15 protein-coding genes and 1 tRNA gene are annotated in these 18,892 nt (G+C 57.3%); 10 read left to right on the top strand and 6 right to left on the bottom strand.

Features of this window, described 5'->3' with window-relative positions; genetic code table 11:
• Positions 1 to 2: 2 nt before the first annotated feature.
• From AC2FH6_RS07900 to AC2FH6_RS07855, 10 genes are all read left to right on the top strand, one after another.
• Positions 3 to 1,112 carry a TFIIB-type zinc finger domain-containing protein gene (locus tag AC2FH6_RS07900; RefSeq protein WP_496701983.1) on the top strand — a complete coding sequence of 370 codons (1,110 nt, stop codon included), beginning with the start codon at positions 3 to 5 and terminating at the stop codon, positions 1,110 to 1,112.
• Between the two features lie 81 nt (positions 1,113 to 1,193).
• Complete coding sequence (locus AC2FH6_RS07895; RefSeq protein WP_496701981.1) at positions 1,194 to 1,862, top strand: nitroreductase; 669 nt, start codon at positions 1,194 to 1,196, stop codon at positions 1,860 to 1,862.
• 20 nt (positions 1,863 to 1,882) lie between these two features.
• On the top strand, positions 1,883 to 2,320 hold the full coding sequence (gene dtd / locus AC2FH6_RS07890) for a D-aminoacyl-tRNA deacylase (protein WP_496701979.1): 438 nt from the start codon (positions 1,883 to 1,885) through the stop codon (positions 2,318 to 2,320).
• A complete protein-coding gene (locus AC2FH6_RS07885; RefSeq protein ID WP_496701977.1) occupies positions 2,320 to 3,423 on the top strand; it encodes a glycerate kinase type-2 family protein in 1,104 nt (367 codons plus the stop codon). Before dtd ends, AC2FH6_RS07885 begins: the two co-directional genes overlap by 1 nt.
• 51 nt (positions 3,424 to 3,474) lie before the next feature.
• Positions 3,475 to 5,466 (top strand): CocE/NonD family hydrolase, encoded by a 1,992-nt coding sequence (locus AC2FH6_RS07880; protein ID WP_496701975.1) that lies wholly within the window; start codon positions 3,475 to 3,477, stop codon positions 5,464 to 5,466.
• A gap of 125 nt (positions 5,467 to 5,591) precedes the next feature.
• Positions 5,592 to 7,175 (top strand): ABC transporter substrate-binding protein, encoded by a 1,584-nt coding sequence (locus tag AC2FH6_RS07875; RefSeq protein WP_142636703.1) that lies wholly within the window; start codon positions 5,592 to 5,594, stop codon positions 7,173 to 7,175.
• Positions 7,176 to 7,190: 15 nt separating this feature from the next.
• On the top strand, positions 7,191 to 8,147 hold the full coding sequence (locus tag AC2FH6_RS07870) for an ABC transporter permease (RefSeq protein WP_142636701.1): 957 nt from the start codon (positions 7,191 to 7,193) through the stop codon (positions 8,145 to 8,147).
• Entirely contained in the window at positions 8,147 to 8,962 is an 816-nt protein-coding gene (locus tag AC2FH6_RS07865) for an ABC transporter permease (RefSeq protein WP_142636698.1), read from the top strand. The genes AC2FH6_RS07870 and AC2FH6_RS07865 overlap by 1 nt, the downstream gene beginning before the upstream one ends.
• A complete protein-coding gene (locus tag AC2FH6_RS07860) occupies positions 8,959 to 10,596 on the top strand; it encodes an ABC transporter ATP-binding protein (protein ID WP_496677699.1) in 1,638 nt (545 codons plus the stop codon). The genes AC2FH6_RS07865 and AC2FH6_RS07860 overlap by 4 nt, the downstream gene beginning before the upstream one ends.
• A gap of 143 nt (positions 10,597 to 10,739) precedes the next feature.
• Complete coding sequence (locus AC2FH6_RS07855) at positions 10,740 to 11,576, top strand: alkaline phosphatase family protein (RefSeq protein ID WP_496690969.1); 837 nt, start codon at positions 10,740 to 10,742, stop codon at positions 11,574 to 11,576.
• 4 nt (positions 11,577 to 11,580) lie between these two features.
• Here the strand turns inward: AC2FH6_RS07855 and AC2FH6_RS07850 are convergent, their stop codons facing one another.
• From AC2FH6_RS07850 to AC2FH6_RS07825, 6 genes are all read right to left on the bottom strand, one after another.
• Positions 11,581 to 12,504 (bottom strand): alpha/beta hydrolase, encoded by a 924-nt coding sequence (locus AC2FH6_RS07850; protein WP_496701973.1) that lies wholly within the window; start codon positions 12,502 to 12,504, stop codon positions 11,581 to 11,583.
• A gap of 13 nt (positions 12,505 to 12,517) precedes the next feature.
• The gene (locus AC2FH6_RS07845; RefSeq protein WP_496701971.1) at positions 12,518 to 14,407 is read right to left on the bottom strand and encodes an acyl-CoA synthetase; all 1,890 of its coding nucleotides are present in this window, start codon (positions 14,405 to 14,407) and stop codon (positions 12,518 to 12,520) included.
• 151 nt (positions 14,408 to 14,558) lie between these two features.
• A complete protein-coding gene (locus AC2FH6_RS07840; protein ID WP_496701969.1) occupies positions 14,559 to 16,379 on the bottom strand; it encodes an ABC transporter transmembrane domain-containing protein in 1,821 nt (606 codons plus the stop codon).
• 127 nt (positions 16,380 to 16,506) lie between these two features.
• A tRNA-Gly gene (locus tag AC2FH6_RS07835) sits at positions 16,507 to 16,581 on the bottom strand.
• Positions 16,582 to 16,719: 138 nt separating this feature from the next.
• On the bottom strand, positions 16,720 to 17,856 hold the full coding sequence (nagA, locus tag AC2FH6_RS07830; RefSeq protein ID WP_496701967.1) for an N-acetylglucosamine-6-phosphate deacetylase: 1,137 nt from the start codon (positions 17,854 to 17,856) through the stop codon (positions 16,720 to 16,722).
• A complete protein-coding gene (locus tag AC2FH6_RS07825) occupies positions 17,853 to 18,881 on the bottom strand; it encodes an SIS domain-containing protein (RefSeq protein WP_496701965.1) in 1,029 nt (342 codons plus the stop codon). The genes nagA and AC2FH6_RS07825 overlap by 4 nt, the downstream gene beginning before the upstream one ends.
• Positions 18,882 to 18,892: the final 11 nt, after the last annotated feature.

Genomic DNA, 18,892 nt, shown 5'->3' with positions numbered 1-18,892 from the left:
CAATGGCCCCTACCGACCCTAACATTGTAGACGAACACCGCTTTCCCTGCGATCAATGCGGGGCGGATTATCGGTTCAATCCCGGTGATGGTACGCTCACCTGTGACCATTGCGGTCACTCCGAGTCCATTGGCGCGGGACCGTGGGGCGGCGCCAGCCTGAAAGAGCTGGATTTCAACAGCGCGCTGTCAGATCAGCTGCCTGATGATGAGATCGAGGAAACGCGTGTTCTGACCTGCCCCAACTGCGCGGCTCAAGTTGAATTTGACCCGGCCACGCACGCAGCCGAATGCCCCTTTTGCGCAACCCCAGTAGTAACGGATACCGGCATCAGCCGTCACATCAAACCCCGCGGCGTGCTGCCCTTTGCGCTGGATGAACGCACTGCGCATAAAGCGATGGGAGACTGGCTGGGACGGTTATGGTTCGCCCCAAACGGCCTGAAGGACTACGCCCGCAAAGGGCGCAAGATGCAGGGTATCTATGTTCCCTACTGGACCTTTGATGCCGACACGAAATCTAACTATCGGGGTGAGCGCGGCATAGTTTACTATGAAACGCGCAGCGTCATGCGCGATGGCAAGCAAGTTCAGCAACGGGTCGCCAAAGTCAGGTGGTCTCCTAAATCGGGCCGGGTCGCACGGTTCTTTGATGACGTTCTTGTTCTGGCCTCTCAGTCTTTGCCCAAGAAATATACCGACGCGCTGGAACCCTGGGATTTACCCGCGTTGGAACCGTATCAGCCTGAGTACCTCGCCGGTTTCCGGGCCGAGGCCTATACAGTCGAATTGAATGACGGCTACACCGAAGCCCGCACACATATGTCCCGCGTGATAGAACGGGATGTACGCTTTGATATTGGTGGCGATCGGCAGCGCATTCACGCGGTTGAGACCGATGTGCGCGATGTGACCTTCAAGCATATCCTTCTGCCGATCTGGATGGCCGCCTACAAATATCGGGGGCAGACCTACAGGTTTGTGGTCAACGGCCGCACCGGGCGCGTTCAGGGTGAACGTCCCTGGTCAGCGCTCAAAATCTCGGTCGCCGTGTGCCTTGGCCTGCTGGTGGCAGCCGGTGTTGGCTATCTGGTGGCAACCGGTCAACAGTGACCCTGCCGACCGCATCAGCCCTTGAACATCCGCCGGTCTGACATCATCCTGCGCCCTGTCAACGCCGATGGGGAGGCCTGTGTGACACTATCCGCTCTGAACAATCTACTGGATCAACGGCATTCCTGCCGCGCCTTCCTTTCTGACCCGGTGCCAAAGGATCAGATTAATCAGATCCTGACCAGCGCAGCCCGCGTTCCAAGCTGGTGCAATGCGCAGCCCTGGAACGTGACCATCACCAGCGGGCCAGAGACCGATAAGTTTCGGAAGGCACTGCAGGATGAGGTAACCGCGGACACGCCATCCCCGGACCTGCCCTTTCCTGCCTCCTATTCGGGCATCTACCAGGAACGACGCCGTGAATGCGGCTGGGCCCTTTACGAAGCCGTTGGCGTTGAACGCGGAGATCGCGCCGGGTCCACCCGGCAGATGATGGAGAATTTCGCCCTTTTCGGAGCGCCCCATTGTGCAATCATATCCAGCCCAACGGAACTCGGCGCTTATGGCGCCATGGATTGTGGTGGCTTTGTTACGGCCTTCACGCTGGCGGCGCAGGCTCTGGGCATAGCGACAATTCCGCAGGCCGCAGTGGCCAGCTATGGCCCTTTTCTGCACCGATATTTCAAAATCCCGGATGACCGTCTGATCCTATGTGCGATCTCTTTCGGCTATGCAGACAAAGACCACCCGGCCAACGGGTTCAGAACCAGTCGCGCCGCGCCCGACGCGTTTGTCGAGTGGGTCGACTGACCATCAAATGGAGGAACCAAATGCGTGCGCTGTTGCAGAGGGTCTCGCTGGCAAAAGTCTCGGTCGAGGGTACGGTGATCGGACAAACCGGTCCGGGCCTGCTGATACTGGTTTGCGCGATGCAAGGAGACGACGACCAAAAGGCCGAACAGCTTGCTGCCAAGGTCTCGAAGCTGCGGATATTCAAGGATGAGGCCGGCAAGATGAACAGGTCGGTTCTGGATATGGGTGGCTCGGCCCTAGTAATCAGCCAGTTCACACTTGCCGCTGATACCTCGCGCGGGAACCGCCCGGGGTTTTCTGAAGCCGCACCGCCAGAGGTTGGAAAACGCTTGTATGAGGTTTTCGCGCATCGGCTGAGCGGCCTTGGTGTCCCCGTCGAAACCGGCCAGTTCGGGGCGGATATGGCCGTGGAACTGGTCAATGACGGACCGGTCACGATCTGGGTCGAAAGCTGATGGAGCAAAGGCAAAAGGCAACCCGAATATGGCAGGCCGGGGTTGACGCGGTTGGTGGATATGCGGCGACGTTATCCGCCTTGAACGATGTAGAGCAGCCCAACCAAATTCTGGCTGTCGGCAAAGCTGCGGCGGCGATGACCCGCGCAACGCTGGACCATTTCGGCCCCCTCCCCGCTTTGGTTGTCACCAAGGATGGCCACGGGGACGCCCTGCCTGACCATGTCAGGGTGATCGAGGCCTCTCATCCCGTTCCTGATATCCGCAGTCTGCAAGCGGGCCGCGCACTGCGTGAGATGGTCCAGTCGATGGGATCATCTTCGCATTTGCTGCTGCTGGCTTCGGGCGGGGCCTCGTCTTTGGCTGAGGACCTTGTACCCGGCAAAACGCTGGCGAATCTGGAGCAGTTGAACCGAAAACTGCTGTCGGAAGGGTTGAATATCTCTGAAATGAACGCCGAACGGCGCAAACTGTCCCAAATCAAAGGGTCTGGCCTGTTGGCCCAGTTCAAAGGAGCGAAGGCGACTGTACTGGCGATTTCCGATGTGCCCGGCGATGACCTGAACGTTATCGGATCGGGCATTGGCGCACTTCCTGAGCCGCGCGATTTTCAGGGAGTTGCGCGCATCGTTGCATCGAACAAGCATGCCCGTGCTGCCGCCGTCCGACAGGCCATGGCCGAGGGCGCACCCGTTCTAGCGAATGAGGAATGCCTGCACGATGACCTGAAAAGCATAGCAGCCCGTTTGGGGCCACGGCTGCGCAATATGCCCGAAGGCGTCATGGTTTTCGGTGGAGAGCCAACTGTCGTGCTGCCCAGAAATCCAGGCAAAGGTGGGCGCAATCAGGCACTCGCTTTAGCGTTGGCCAGAGAAATCGCGGGTATTGCTGGGCTGACGCTGCTTGTCGGGGGCACCGACGGCACCGACGGGCCGACCCAGGCCGCGGGGGCGATTGTTGACGGGACCACCTGGGGCGATGGTGCGGAAAAGGCGCTGCGGGATGCTGACAGCGGCAGCTATCTGGAACGCGCAAATGCTCTTTTCGTCACCGGACCGACCGGAACCAACGTAATGGACCTTATTGTCGCAATCCGAAGCTGATTTGACGATTTTCACCTGCACCAAAACCCTTTTGGCCCCGAGACTGACCGAATGAATCCAGCCGACAATTCGCTACTCGACATCGAAGACCTGCCAGATGTCGGCATTCACATGCCGGATGGGTGCCGGCTTTCAGCCCGGATATGGAAGCCGTCGAATGCAGAAAGCCACCCTGTACCTGCCATTCTGGAGTTCCTGCCCTATCGCAAGCGCGACGGCACTGCGACACGAGACGCCCTGACCCATCCATGGTTTGCCAAGCGCGGCTACGCCTGCATCCGCGTGGACATGCGCGGCAATGGTGACAGCGAAGGGCTGATGGAGGATGAGTATACCCAGCAGGAACTGGACGATGCAGTTGCAACTATCGAGTGGCTGGCGCAGCAACCGTGGTGCTCTGGTTCTGTAGGAATGATGGGGATCAGTTGGGGCGGTTTCAATGCTTTGCAGGTGGCGGCACTACAGCCAGAGGCGCTGAAGGCGATTATCACGCTGTGCTCGACCGCCGACCGGTATGCGGACGACATCCACTACAAGGGTGGCTGCCTGCTGAACGAAAATCTCGGCTGGGGCGCGACCATGTGGTCTTATTCATCGCGCGCTCCCGATCCGGCCCTGCGTCCGAACTGGCGCGAGCTGTGGCTGGACCGCCTTGAGAACGAGCCCTTTCTGCCCTCTGTCTGGTTGCGCCATCAGACTCGGGATGCCTATTGGCGTCACGGGTCAGTCTGCGAGGATTTCAGCGCTATCCGGGCGGCGACTTTGGCTGTTGGCGGCTGGGGTGATGCCTATAAGAATACGGTGCCTTTATTGGTTGAACAGCTTGATTCTCCGGTCAAGGGGATCGTCGGACCTTGGGTTCACAAGTATCCGCATTTTGCTGTTCCGGAGCCCCGAATCGGATTTCTGCAAGAAGCCCTGCGTTGGTGGGACCATTGGTTGAAAGGCCAGGATACTGGCGTCGACCAGGAACCCGACTATCGCGCCTATCTTATGGATGGGGTACGCCCCCAGCGCTGGTACAAGGAACGGCCCGGTTGCTGGATAACCGAGGAAAAAGGCGCGACCTCGCATCTTCCTATTCAAACTCTGAATATCTCTAATGCTGGGCTGGACCAACCCGGACCGCTGGACATGTGCATCCGATCCCCCCAGACCTGCGGGATGGAAGGTGGAGAATACTGCGCCATCTGGTTGGGGCCGGATATGCCGGGCGATCAGCGTGTGGATGATGCATTTTCGGCCTGCTTCGACAGCGCCCCACTGGCCAATGATTTGAAAATCGTGGGCGCGCCGCAAATATGCCTGCACATCAGTGCCGACCGTCCCCATGCCCAGATGGCCGTGCGCTTGAATCACGTCCATCCCGATGGGGCAACAACACGCATAACATACGGTGTCCTTAACCTGTGCCATCGCGATACCCATTCGCAACCGACCGAATTGGTCCCTGGCAAGGTTTACGAGGTCACGCTGGATCTGGACCATATCGCTTATCGGGTGCCAAAGGGACACCACTTGCGGATTGCGGTATCCAGCGCCTATTGGCCGCTGATCTGGCCTTCGCCCGAGTCTGCAGAACTGCATCTGACCGAAGGCCAAATCAAGCTGCCCATCCGTCACGCGGCTAGCGAGGCATATGTATTCCCTCCCCCGGATGCCGAGGCCGCACACGACATCACGACTGTCCGAGACAGCCGGAACTCTCGACAGGTCGAAACTGACATGAATTCGGGGGAAACTCATCTGATTATAGAAGATGACTTTGGCCTTGTTACAGACAACCACCACGGCCTGACACATGGCGGAACAGCCTTTGAACGTTGGTCGATTCGCCCTGATGACCCGTTATCTGCGCGCGGATATTGCCATTGGACACAAGAGATAATCCGTGACGGCACAGATCTGCGTACAGAAACATCTTGCGAAATGTGGTCAGACGCCGGAAACTTCTACCTCTGTGCTGAACTCAAGGCATTTGAAAACGGCAGTTTGGTATTTTCAAAGACTAAGGAGGATACCGTACCGCGTAATCATATGTGAAATTCAAGCAGGTCTGAGCCGGACTTTTTTCTTGCTCGACCAACCGAATTGCGCCTAACTTGACTGGCGCGTCAATAAAAAAACCCGTCAGGGGCTGACGAGATAAATCACTGGGAGATATCTGAATGAACGAACAAATCACTCACATGGCCAAGCAGGTTACAGCTGGCAAGCTGACCCGCCGCGAATTTATGGGGAAAGCTGCAGCACTTGGTGTGTCTGCTGCGATGGCCAGCACAATGTTTGCCGATGCTGCACGCGCGGCTGGCCCGAAAAAGGGCGGTGATCTGAAATTTGGCCTGCAGGGCGGGGAATCCACCAACTCGCTTGACCCGGCCACCTATGCCAGCTCGGTTCCGTTCCAGAACGGCAAGCAGTTCGGCGACCAACTGGTCGAGGTTGCGCCCGATGGATCGATCGAACCGCGCCTTGCAGAAAGCGTCGAAGGCAGCGCGGATGCCAGGGTCTGGACCTTCAAACTGCGTCAGGGCGTGGAATTCCACAACGGCAAGACCATGACCAGCGAAGACGTGCTGAAAACCATGGAGCGTCACTCGAACGAGGATTCCCAATCCGGTGCTCTGGGAATCATGCGCGGCATCGAATCGATGAAGGCTGATGGCGACAATTTCCAGGTTACGCTGAATGAACCAAATGCCGACCTGCCCTATCTGATGGCAGACTATCATCTGATCATCCAGCCGGATGGCGGCATGGAAGATCCTGGCGCAGGGGTTGGCACCGGCCCTTACCAAGTGGAAGTCAACGAACCCGGCGTCCGCCACGTGTTCAAAAAGTTCGCCAACCACTGGAGCGATTACGGCAATTTCGACAGCGTCGAAGTGGTTGTTATCAATGACGCTACCGCCCGGACCGCCGCGCTGCAATCCGGTCAGGTCCACGCGATCAACCGGGTTGAGCCCAAGATTGCTGATCTGCTAGGTCGCGCACCGAACCTGACTGTGCATTCAACCGCAGGCCGTGGCCACTATGTGTTTATCATGCATTGCGACACGGCACCGTTTGATAACAATGAACTGCGTTTGGCCCTGAAACACGCGATTAACCGTCAGGATCTGGTCGACAAGGTTCTGCGTGGCTATGGCTCGATTGGGAATGACATGCCGATCAACGCGGCCTACCCGCTGTTTGACGGTTCGATCCCGCAGCGTGAATTCAGCATCGAAAAAGCAGCTGAGCATTACAAGAAGTCGGGTCATGACGGCTCACCAATCATTCTGCAGGTCGCTGATGGCGCCTTCCCTGGTGCGGTGGACGCGGCCGCCCTGTTCCAGCAGACCGCGGCTCAGGCTGGTATCCCGCTGGAAATCAAGCGTGAACCCAACGATGGTTACTGGTCCGAGGTTTGGAACGTACAGCCGTTCTGCGCCTCGTACTGGGGTGGCCGTCCGGTGCAGGACCAGATGTATTCGACCGCGTATCTGTCGACCGCAGACTGGAACGACACGCGGTTCAAGGTTCCGGCCTTTGACGAGATGCTGTTTGCAGCCCGCGCCGAGCTGGACAATGACAAGCGCAAGGACATCTACAAACAGATGGGCATGATGGTCCGCGACGAAGGCGGCGTAATCTGCCCGATGTTCAATGATTTCGTCGAAGGTGTCAGCAATCAGCTGGAAGGTTGGGAAAGCGACCCGACCCAAGAGATGATGAACGGCAACATGTCCCGCAAGATGTGGTTCTCCTGATAAGGACCACGGATCATGCATCCTATCATCAAATTGGTTTCCCAGCGCCTTGCGCTGGGACTCCTATTGCTGTTTGGCGCTTCGGCCCTGATTTTTGGCCTGACCGAAGCCCTGCCCGGAGACGCCGCGCAAGCCGTCCTGGGACAGTCCGCAACTCCTGAGGCTCTTGCTAACTTACGTGAGGAAATGGGGCTGAACCGCCCTGCCCTGACCCGATACGCCGAATGGCTGGGCGGGATCGTTCAAGGCGATCTGGGCCAATCGATGACCAACAAACTGGATATCGCTGAAAGCATCGGCAAGCGCCTGGGCAACACGCTGTTCCTGGCTTGTGCCGCCGCCGTCGTCTCCGTACCACTCGCTATCTTCCTTGGCTTGTTGGCCGTCCGTTATCGCAATCGTATGCCGGACAAATTGATCTCGGCTGTGACCTTGACCACGGTTTCGATCCCCGAATTCCTGATCGGCTACGTGATTATCTATTTCGTTTCCGTAAAACTGGGCTGGTTTTCTTCGCTTGCGATGATCAACGATTCGATGTCCTTCGGCGAAAAGCTCTATGCAATCGCCTTGCCGGCCTTTGTGCTGACGCTGGTGGTATTGGCACAGATGATGCGGATGACCCGCGCCGCAATCCTAAACCTGATGCAGTCGGCCTATATCGAAACGGCTGAGCTGAAAGGTTTGTCCAGTTTTCAGGTCATCGCGCGACATGCCTTCCCCAACGCGATTTCGCCCATTGTCAACGTTGTTATGCTAAACTTGGCCTATCTGGTCGTGGGCGTCGTCGTGGTCGAAGTGGTGTTCGTTTACCCTGGCATGGGGCAATATCTTGTGGACTCGGTGACCAAGCGTGACGTGCCTGTGGTTCTGGCCTGCGGCGTTGTCTTCGCTGCGGTCTATATCGGGCTGAACATGGTTGCCGATATCGTGTCCATCCTTGCCAATCCAAGACTGAGGCACCCGAAATGATGAAGAATCTTCCTATTTCGGCCATGATCGGTCTGTTTTTCACCGGGCTGTACTTTTTCGTGGCGCTCGCGGCACCCCTGATCGCTCCTTACGGCATGGCTGAGGTGGTCGGTGATGTCTGGGAACCGTCCAGTGCCAAACACCTGTTGGGTACGGACAATATCGGGCGCGATCTGCTAACTCGCATGATCTATGGCGGGCGCACGACCATCTTTATCGCTGCTGCTGCCACAATCCTCAGCTTTGCCACCGGCACCACGCTGGGCTTGCTGGCCGCTGTTCTTGGTGGCTGGGCCGATCAGGTCCTCAGCCGAGCGGTTGACCTGGTCATGTCGATCCCGACACTGATCCTGGCGCTGGTCATTCTGGCGATTGTCCCGGTGACTGTCCCGATCCTGATCCTGGTGATGGGCCTGCTGGATGCCACACGCCCCTATCGCCTGTCGCGATCAGTCGCTGTGGATATCAATGTGATGGACTATGTTGAGGCTGCCAAGCTGCGCGGTGAGGGTCGTATCTGGATCATCTTCCGGGAAATCCTGCCCAATGCTCTGTCGCCTCTGGTGGCCGAGTTCGGATTGCGGTTCATCTTTATGGTTCTGTTTATCTCGACCCTCTCGTTCCTGGGTCTGGGCGTCCAACCGCCGCTGGCGGATTGGGGTGGAATCGTGAAGGAAAACAAAGACGGTATCGTCTATGGCATCGGCGCGGCGCTATATCCGGCTGTTGCCATCGCGACCCTCGCCATCTCGGTCAACCTTGTTGCTGACTGGGTCCTGAACCGTACCACATCGCTGAAAGGAGGCCGGGGATGAGTGATACCCTTCTCAAGGTCCGCGACCTCAAAATCGGCGCGACCGTCTATCCACCGGGTGAAAAACCCCATGATATCGAAATCGTGCACGGGGTCAGCTTTGACCTTGAACGCGGCAAGGTGTTGGGGCTGATCGGTGAATCCGGGGCCGGTAAATCCACCATTGGTCTGGCCTCAATGGCCTATGGCCGTGGTGGTGTTGAACTCACCGGCGGAGAGGTTTGGGTTAACGGGCGCGATATCCTGAAAACCCCGCATAGCGATATCCGCAATCTGCGCGGAGGCGAAGTAGCATATGTTTCGCAATCCGCCGCAGCATCGTTCAACCCAGCCAAGAAGATCATGGATCAGGTGATCGAAGCCGCGGTGGAGCACAAGAAGTTTTCGCGTAAAGAGGCCGAAGCCCGCGCGCGGGAACTGTTCGCCAAGCTGGGGCTTCCCGATCCGGACAATATTGGTGATCGCTATCCGCACCAAGTTTCGGGCGGTCAGCTACAGCGGTGTATGACAGCGCTGGCGCTTTGTCCTGAGCCTGATCTGGTGGTGTTCGACGAACCGACAACTGCGCTGGATGTGACCACCCAGATCGATGTTCTGATGGCCATTAAGGAAGCCATTCGTGATACCGGCGTTGCCGCGCTCTATATCACCCACGATCTGGCAGTCGTTGCGCAAGTCAGCGACGACATCATGGTTCTGCGCATGGGTAACACGGTCGAGTACGGCAACACCGATCAGATCATCAACAACCCGCAGGAAGAGTATACCAAGGCGCTGGTCTCGGTCCGCTCCATCGAACATGAAGAAAAGAAGCCAACTTCCGAACCAGTGCTGACAGTTGACGGGATCACTGCGCGCTATAAGGGGCTGAATTTCGACGTGCTGCACAACGTCAATGTCGAGCTCCATCCGGGCCAAACATTAGCGGTTGTGGGCGAATCCGGTTCTGGCAAGTCCACGCTGGCACGGGTGATCACCGGGCTGCTTCCACCGCGCGATGGCGAGATCAATTTCGCCGGACGCAAGCTCAGTGGCGATCTGAAGGGCCGCAGCCGTGAAGACCTGCGTGAGTTGCAGATGATTTATCAGATGGCAGACGTGGCGATGAACCCGCGTCAGACCGTCGGCACTATCATCGGGCGCCCGCTGGAGTTCTACTTCGGTATGCGCGGCGCGGAAAAACGCAAGCGGATCGTGGAACTGCTGGATGAGATCGAGCTGGGCGAAAAATACATGGACCGCTATCCGGCGGAACTGTCTGGCGGCCAGAAACAGCGTGTTTGCATTGCGCGTTCATTGGCGGCCAAGCCCAAGATGATCATCTGTGACGAGGTCACCTCGGCGCTGGATCCGCTAGTCGCGGATGGTATCCTCAAACTGCTGCTGGACCTGCAAAAGATCGAGGATGTGGCCTATCTGTTCATCACCCACGATCTGGCAACAGTGCGCGCGATCAGCGACAGTATTGCGGTGATGTATCAGGGCCGAGTCGTCCGCTACGGCCCCAAGTCGCAGGTGCTGAGCCCACCGTTTGACGACTATACCGACCTACTGCTCAGCTCTGTCCCCGAAATGCATCTGGGCTGGCTGGAAGAGGTCGTCGCCCACCGCAAAATGGAAAGCGCCGGGAACTGATCCCGGCCCTTCCTGTAAGTTTATGAAATCCCGGCGCCATTCGATCAAGGTGTCGGGATTTTGCCATTTGGGGCGGGATCAGGCAGCCAGACCGCACCGAATCTTTTAGGGTCGGCTGAAGCAATCTGAAAAAGGGTCAGAGCATGGACCGCAAACTTCTCCTCATCATTCTGGACGGTGTTCCATGGCGCAATTTCCGTCGTTTGTTCGGCAATCTGGAAGGCTGGGTCGACACCGGCGAGGCGCGCGTTTGGAAGAAGCGCGCTGTGCTGCCGTCAATCTCGGCAAGCTGCTATGCCTCGATCCATACCGGTGTTACACCGCAGGAGCATGGCTGTACCGGCAATGGCAACGTGTTCCGCCTGAGTCAGAAGGACATCTTCAGCCAAGTGCGCGAAGCCGGCGGCGTGACTGGGGCTGTGGCCCACAGCTTCTGGTCGCAATTTTTTAATCGCCATCCATTCGACTATGTCCGCGATGTTGAATACGACGAGCCCAACAGCAAAACGATCAATCATGGTCGGTTCCACACGATGACAGGCTATGGCAAAGCCAACCAGATGACGCCCTGTGACGTCGATCTGTTCGCGACGCTGACAAATCTCTGCCTACGCCATGGCTTGGACTATGGATTGCTGCATACCAGCACTTTGGACAGCATGGGTCACAGATTCTTTCATGAATGTGAAGAGATGGACCATGCCTGTTTCGTGATGGACGAAATGCTGGCCCCGTTTATCCCGCGCTGGCGGCAGTTGGGTTACGACGTCATAGTCACCGCAGATCACGGCCAGGACGATCGTGGCCATCACGGTGGGCGTGGCGCATTGCAGCAGGAAACCGCGCTGTATTACTTCGGTGACGCCGAAGGCCCCGATGCGGACGCTGTGATCGACCAGCTACAACTGGCGCCCACGATTCTGGGCCGTTTGGGTGCCCCGGTTGCCGAAACCATGAAGGGTCAGCCCTTCTTGAAGTAGGGAATCAGTCGTAGGGCCAGATCTGCTGGCCCAACGCCTCTATCGCCACCGAGATCCTCTCGAAGCTGTCCGCCGCACGTTTGACCATGGTGCGCGCCCGCAGATAGCCGTGCACAAGGCCGGGTTCATTGATGCAATGAGCTTGCCCACCTGCAGCCCTGATCTGCTCGCAATAGATCGCACCATCATCACGTAAGGGATCACAATCTGCAGTTACCACCACGGTTGGGGGCAGCCCCGAGAAATCCGTGTCATGCAATGGAGCGAATGTCGGGTCGTTTTCCGGCACATCTCCACCACAGCGCATCTTCTCGTAAAAACTTACATCCTCCAGCGTCAGCAAAGGCGCATGGGCATGTTCCTTATAGGAACCACGGGATGAATCTCCGCCCAAGCCTGGATAGATGAGGACCTGACCAAGAAGATTGTCGAACTGCGTCCGTCCGTGCTGTGAAACTGCGGCGGCCAGATTTCCACCCGCGCTGTCGCCCGCCAGAACGAAAGGGTCCTGGAACTCTTGCACCGCCCAGTTGGTTGCAGCCCAGCTATCGTGAAACTGGGCAGGATGAATATGTTCGGGGCTCAGGCGGTAATCCACGGCAATCACCCGATACCCAGTTTGTGCACAAAGTTCGGCACAGACATCGTCGTGACTGTCCAGCCCGCCGACGACAAACCCGCCGCCGTGGAAATAGATCACCGTCCGGCTTGGATTGCCTGCGGTGTAAATGCGAACAGGCACGCCATCGGCGCGCCTGTCTTCTGCTTCAACACCCATTGGGCGAGGTTGGCGAAAATCCTTGCACATTACGTCATAGACGCCGCGCTGATCTTCGATCGACAATTCGACCGCGTCATCAGGATAGCTTTCAGCCGTTCGTCTTATGAACGCCCAGGTTTCTTCATCGATCAGACGTTCATAGTCCATAGCCCCTCCGCGATCAGGCAGCCCACTCCCATGGCCGGGTGAACGATCCCAGCACTTTGTTGACATCGTCGTCCGAGGAACCGTTGGCGTCAAGCTGCGCGACAAGTCCGCGCTTTTTATCATCCAGAACCGAAACCACACGCGCAGCAACGCCTGCGTCTTCAAGCGCACCATTGTAGATGCGTGTGATCGCCTGTTTACGTAGCTCGGGCTTAAAGACTTTGCCCACTGCCGTCTTGGGCAGTTCGTCCAGAATGGTCATGTGCTTAGGTTGCGCGGCACGCTCGTGAACGTGAACTCTGCAGTATTCCATCAGCTCCTGCTCTGTCACACTGGCCCCAGAGACCAGTTCGACAAAGGCACAGGGCACTTCACCCGCATGGGCGTCTGGTTGACCGATCGCACCGGCAAATGCCACGGCTTCATGCCCCAACAGCGCCTCTTCGATCTCGGCCGGGTCGATATTGTGCCCGCCGCGAATGATCAAATCCTTGGCACGACCGGTGATCCACAAATAGCCATCATCGTCAAACCGGCCCAAATCACCGGTGCGCAGATATTTGTCATAGTGGAACAGGCCCACGTTCTTTTCGACCTCTGTATACGTGTTGCCCGCAAATACGCCGGGGTTCGAGATACAGATCTCACCAATCTGATCAGTTCCACATTCGGTCGGACCGTCGGGCCCATCCTGCAGGATTTTCACATCCGTATAAGGGAACGGAACGCCAATCGAACCGATCTTCTTTTCGCCATCCACCGGGTTGCACGACACAAGGCAGGTGGCTTCGGTCAGGCCATAGCCTTCGACTATAGTGACGCCGGTGGCCTCTTCAAAGCGACGGAACAGTTCAACCGGCAAAGGAGCCGAGCCTGAGAAGGCCGTTTTCACTGACGAGATATCAGCGTCGACAGGGCGCTGCATTTTGGCAGAGATCGCTGTCGGAACCGTGATGATAAAGCTGACTTTCCAACGCTCGATCAGTTTCCAGAAATTGTCGAAAACGCCATCCCCGCGATATCCTTGAGGCGTCGGGAAGACCACATGCGCACCCGAACTCACCGCAGCCATGACGATCACATGCACAGCAAAGACGTGGAACATGGGCAGTGGGCACATGACCACATCGTTTTCGTCGAACAACAAGGTGCCACCACACCAGCCATTATAGATCAGGCCGGAATATTTGTGTTGTGCAACCTTGGGCATGCCGGTTGTACCACCAGTATGGAAATAGCACGCAACACGGTCTGATTTACTGTCTTCGAATGTCAGTATCTTGGACTGTTTCGCCAGCTCTTTACTGAAATTCAAATAGTCCGCATGAGCCAATTTAGCCTTGTCGCCCATTTTGGGACGCACAAGGGGGACGATCCACGATTTCGGAGGCGTCAGATAGCGATTCAGGTCGATTTCCAGAATTGTGTTCACACCGGGCGCGTGGCGTACGGCCTCTTCCACCTTCTGTGCAACATCGGCTTTGGGAAATGACTTTAGCGTCACAACAACCTTGGCTTTCGTCTCGCGCAAAATTGCTGCGATTTGCTCGGGCTCCAACAACGGGTTGATCGGGTTCACGATCCCTGCGACGGCCCCTCCCATAAGGGTCACCAGAGTTTCGTTGCAGTTGGGCAGAACATAGGCCACCACATCGTTTTCACCGATACCCAGAGATCTGAAAAGATTGGCGGCCTGATTGACCTTACCCAGCAGATCAGACCACGTCAGTGTCTCGGCCTTATCGGTTGGGCCGGAAAACAGCTGAAAGCTAATGGCCTTGTGGTCGGGGAACTTGGCCGCCGTTCGAGAAAGTAACTGATGAAAGGTTACCGGTACGTCTCGATCCTCCCACGGCATTTCATTTTCTATTCTTGCCTTATCGTCTAATCCCGCGAATGCCATTAGTTCCTCCCTGTACTTTTACTGCGTCACGCGCAGGCTCTCATCTAGGATGAAAGTAAAACCCGCTCATGTGCAAGTAAGGGCTTAACGGCAGAACAACCCAGAATGTAGAATGACGCTGGGGCGCAAAACAAAATATCTCGCCATCAGGTTACTCTGCTGCAACACCATCGGTAAATTGCAACCGAGCCAAACGCGCGTACAGCCCATCCTGCGATACCAGATCGTCATGCGTTCCCTGCGCAACGATCTGCCCGTTCTCCAGGACGATGATGCGGTCGGCTTTTTTCACGGTTGCCAATCTGTGCGCAACAATCAGCGTCGTCCGCCCTGCACGCAACCTGTCGACAGCCCCTTGCACAGCGCGCTCGCTTTCAGCGTCCAATGCCGATGTCGCCTCATCCAACAACAGGATCGGAGCATCGCGCAAAATGGCGCGGGCGATGGCGATCCGCTGTTTTTGTCCCCCGGACAGCATGACGCCTCGCTCTCCTACAAAGCTGTCATAGCCTTCGGGCAGCGTCGAGATGAATTCGTGGGCCGCAGCTGCGCGGGCTGCGTCTTCAACCTCGGCATCCGTCGCATCGAGCCGCCCAAATCGGATATTTTCGCGCGCCGATGCTGCGAATATCGTGGGATCCTGAGGCACAAGTGCCATATGACGGCGGAAATTGGAACGATCCAAATCTCGCAGGTCAATGCCATCCAAACAAACGCGTCCCGAGTCAGGATCATAGAATCGCTGAATCATCTGGATCACGGTTGTTTTTCCAGCCCCCGAGGGGCCGACAAATGCGACGGTTTCCCCGGGGTTGACTGTCAGCGACAGTTCATTCAACGCCACGACATCCGGACGCGCCGGGTAGCGGAAAGTTACATCGTCGAACTGAATCTCGCCGCGCACGGGCGCGGGGAAAGCTTGCGCCTGGCCGGGATCGTTCACGGTGTCCTGAGCATTCAACAGCTCGACCAACCGCTCGGTCGCACCGGCCGCACGCTGCAATTCGCTCCAGATTTCGGACAGGGCCGCAACCGAACCGGCCATGATGATCGAATAGATCACGAACTGGATCAGAACGCCCTCGGTCATGACACCGTTGCGGACATCATTCGCCCCCATCCACAACACGCCCACGATTCCGGAAAACACCAGGAATATAACGATGACGGTCAGCACGGCCCGGGTCTGAATTCGGCGCAGCGAGACAGTATAGGACGTTTCGGTCATCTCACCGAATTGAGTTCGGCTGGCCTGCTCATGGGTAAAGGCCTGAACGGTTTGAACTGCGCTCAGCGCTTCACCGGCGTTGCCCGATGAGGCTGCGATCCAGTCTTGGTTTTCCCGGCTAATAACGCGCAGGCGCCGCCCCAATACCAGTATCGGAACCACAACCAGCGGAATCAGCAGCAAGACCATCCCGGTCAGCTTGGCCGAGGTCAGCAGCATCAGCACAAGCCCGCCCAGAAACATCAACATATTGCGTAGAGCGATCGAGACTGACGAGCCCAGCACGGATTGAATCAGCGTGGTGTCGGTCGTGATCCGGCTCAGCACCTCACCCGTCATGATACGTTCATAGAATTCGGGGCTCATCCCGATGACGCGATCAAAAACGGCTTTGCGGATATCGGCGACAACGCGTTCGCCCAGGCGCGTAACAAGCGCGTAGCGGATACCTGTTCCGACGGCCAGAATCGCGGCGATGCCCAGCGCCGCCAGAAAGTACCAATCCAGTAGCTCTCCGTCTTCGATCCGAAAGTTGTCGACCACACGGCGGACAGCCAAAGGCAATGTCAGCGTCATGCTGGCGGTCAGAACCAAGGCCAAAGAGGCCCCAATCATTTGCAATCGATAAGGCTTCATGAATGGCCAGAGCGAAGCCAGAACACCGATCTTCCTGGACCTGGCCCGTTCCTCAGCCGCACCGGGTGCGGGTTTTGCTGCTGGACTGGCTGAGACGGGTTTTGCCATGTCAGGCCCTTACATCGTGTTCGAATTCCGGTATCCCGCTTCTTGGCGTCTACAACCCGCCGGGTCAAGCGGTGCAGCCGAATGGCCCAAACGAAAGGCTATTTGACGCAGACTTTTGGGGCTGATTTGGAGCGGGCGGCGGGAATCGAACCCGCTTCATCAGCTTGGAAGGCTGAGGTAATAGCCAGTATACGACGCCCGCTCAGCGGTGGCTGGTTTATGCCATGCCCAAGGTGTCGTCAAGCACAGTTCGCACGCGAAATTCAAAATCATATGACACCCGGGGACGGACCCCGGCGCATCGGTAATCCCGGGGTCGTTTCGGCAGCGCGCGGCTTATTCAACGCGCGGCATTCGCCCATTCGCAAGTTTCAAGATCCGCCGAAATACGGATCATGGATGCCAGATTCTTACTGGAAGATTCGTCCAAACCAATCAACTTCGCAGGATAGGTCGTTGCGGCGCTCAGCGCATCCTTCAGCGGGACACCGACATTTTTAACAAGTATGCGAACAGCCGTCGTCAGATCCAGGTCAGCCCCTGCCAGCGTTCCATTTTCAAGCGTCAGGCGGCCATCCGTTCTGGTAATACGGCGCCCTTCAAGGTTGAATTCGGCATCCTCTGTTCCGGCAACAGCCATGGCATCGCTGACCAGAAATATCCGGGCCGGGCCGGTCTTTGCCGCCCATGCCGCCCGCATGACCTCAGGGTGTACGTGTATACTGTCGGCAATCAGACCCGCAGACAAACCCGCACTGGCCAACGCCGCGCCCACAAGGCCGGGCTCGCGATTTCCAAGCTGGCTCATGGCGTTGAACAGATGTGTGACACAGCGTGCACCAGCCGCAGCATAGCGTTGACAGGTCGCGAAATCCGCATCGCTATGGCCCAGAGACACCAGAATTCCGGCCTCAGCCAAGGAGGTAACCTGTCGCTCAGACACAGCTTCTGGCGCCAGGGTTACTTTGAGGCAAGGCAATCGGCTGGCCGCGGCTATCAGGGTGGTCAGATCATCTTCATCCATCGGGCGGATCAGCGCCGCGTCATGCGCCCCTTTTCGCGCCAACGAAAGATGCGGTCCCTCCAGATGCAATCCAGCGACACCGGGAACACCGACATCCACAGCCTTGATCGCGGCCTCTATTGCCTGCTGGGTCTTGGCCGCAGTGTCGGTAATCAGGGTGGGCAAAAAGGATGCGACGCCAAGCTTTCTATGCGCTTGAGAAATGCGCTGGATAGTCTCGACAGAAGGATCATCGTTGAACATGACACTACCGCCGCCATTGACCTGTAGGTCCACAAATCCGGGGCAGAGAATATCACCGTTCAGATCGACCTGCTGCCCGGCGATTTCGGTTCCGTCTGCCGGGGTGATCTCGGACAAATTACCTTGGCGAAACACAACCGCCTGCCCCTCCAGCAGGCGTGTGCCGTCGAAATAGGTGCCGTTTCTGAATACAACCGTCTCAGAGGTCATACAGTTTCCGTAACTTTCTTAAGGTGACGCGGGGCATCTGGGTCAATTCCGCGATTGCAGGCGACCGATTCAACCATGCTGTAGAACGATGTGATGGTGCTGATGGGATCGGTCAGCCAATGGTCCGTTCTGACGACCGGCAGAGGCTGCGCCCGTTTCACCGCCGAGGTTGCGGCAAAAACGGTAGCCCCTTTTGCCGCCAAAGCATCAGCCGCTTCTGCCGTTGTTTGTTCAGCGGCATCACCGGCGGCGAACACAATGGTTGGAAACCCTTCTTCAACGATTGAGACCGGCCCGTGCAGAACTTCGGCAGTCGAATAGCTCTCGGCGTGAATCTGGCAGGTCTCTTTGATCTTCAGCGCCGCTTCATTCGAGATCGCCAGCGACGGACCGCGACCCAAGGTAAACAGGGACCGGCCGGAAATCGCATTTGCAGCCGGGGTCCAGTCGCATTGTGCAGCCTTCCCAAGATACCCGGGCAGTGACCATATGGCCTGCTTCAGCTCAGCCTCATCCGCGATTTCCGCCAGCAACCACAGCCCCGCCACCAGAGACGTCACAAAGGTCTTGGTTGCTGCCACACTCAATTCCGGTCCGGCATGAAGAGGCAGGACGGCATCCGTGGCATCTGCAAGGTGGGATTCCGTATTGTTCGTAATGGCGACCGTCACGGCACCAGATCGTTTCAGCGCGCGCGTCATGCCAACGATGTCCGGGCTTTGACCAGATTGCGACACCGATATACTCAACGCACCCTGCGCCCGAAGCTCGGCACCATAGATCGAGTTGACCGAAGGCCCGACCGAGGCAACAGGAAGATTCAGCAACAGTTCGCATGCATATTTCAGATAGGTGCAGGCGTGATCCGAAGATCCTCGCGCCACCGAGACCAGAAAACGCGGGTCTGCGTCGCGCGCCAACTGGGCAGCGTGGCGGATATTGTCAGCCCCATTGCTTAGCAATCGGTCTACGGCATCAGGAATTTCCAGTATTTCCTGACGCATCTTAGAGAGTTCTACGGACATCTAGTTCCGTC

Source organism: Ruegeria sp. CDSC045, from assembly GCF_059610725.1.
The sequence above is the reverse complement of the archived record's forward strand: the minus strand, read 5'-3'. Positions and strand labels throughout refer to the sequence as shown.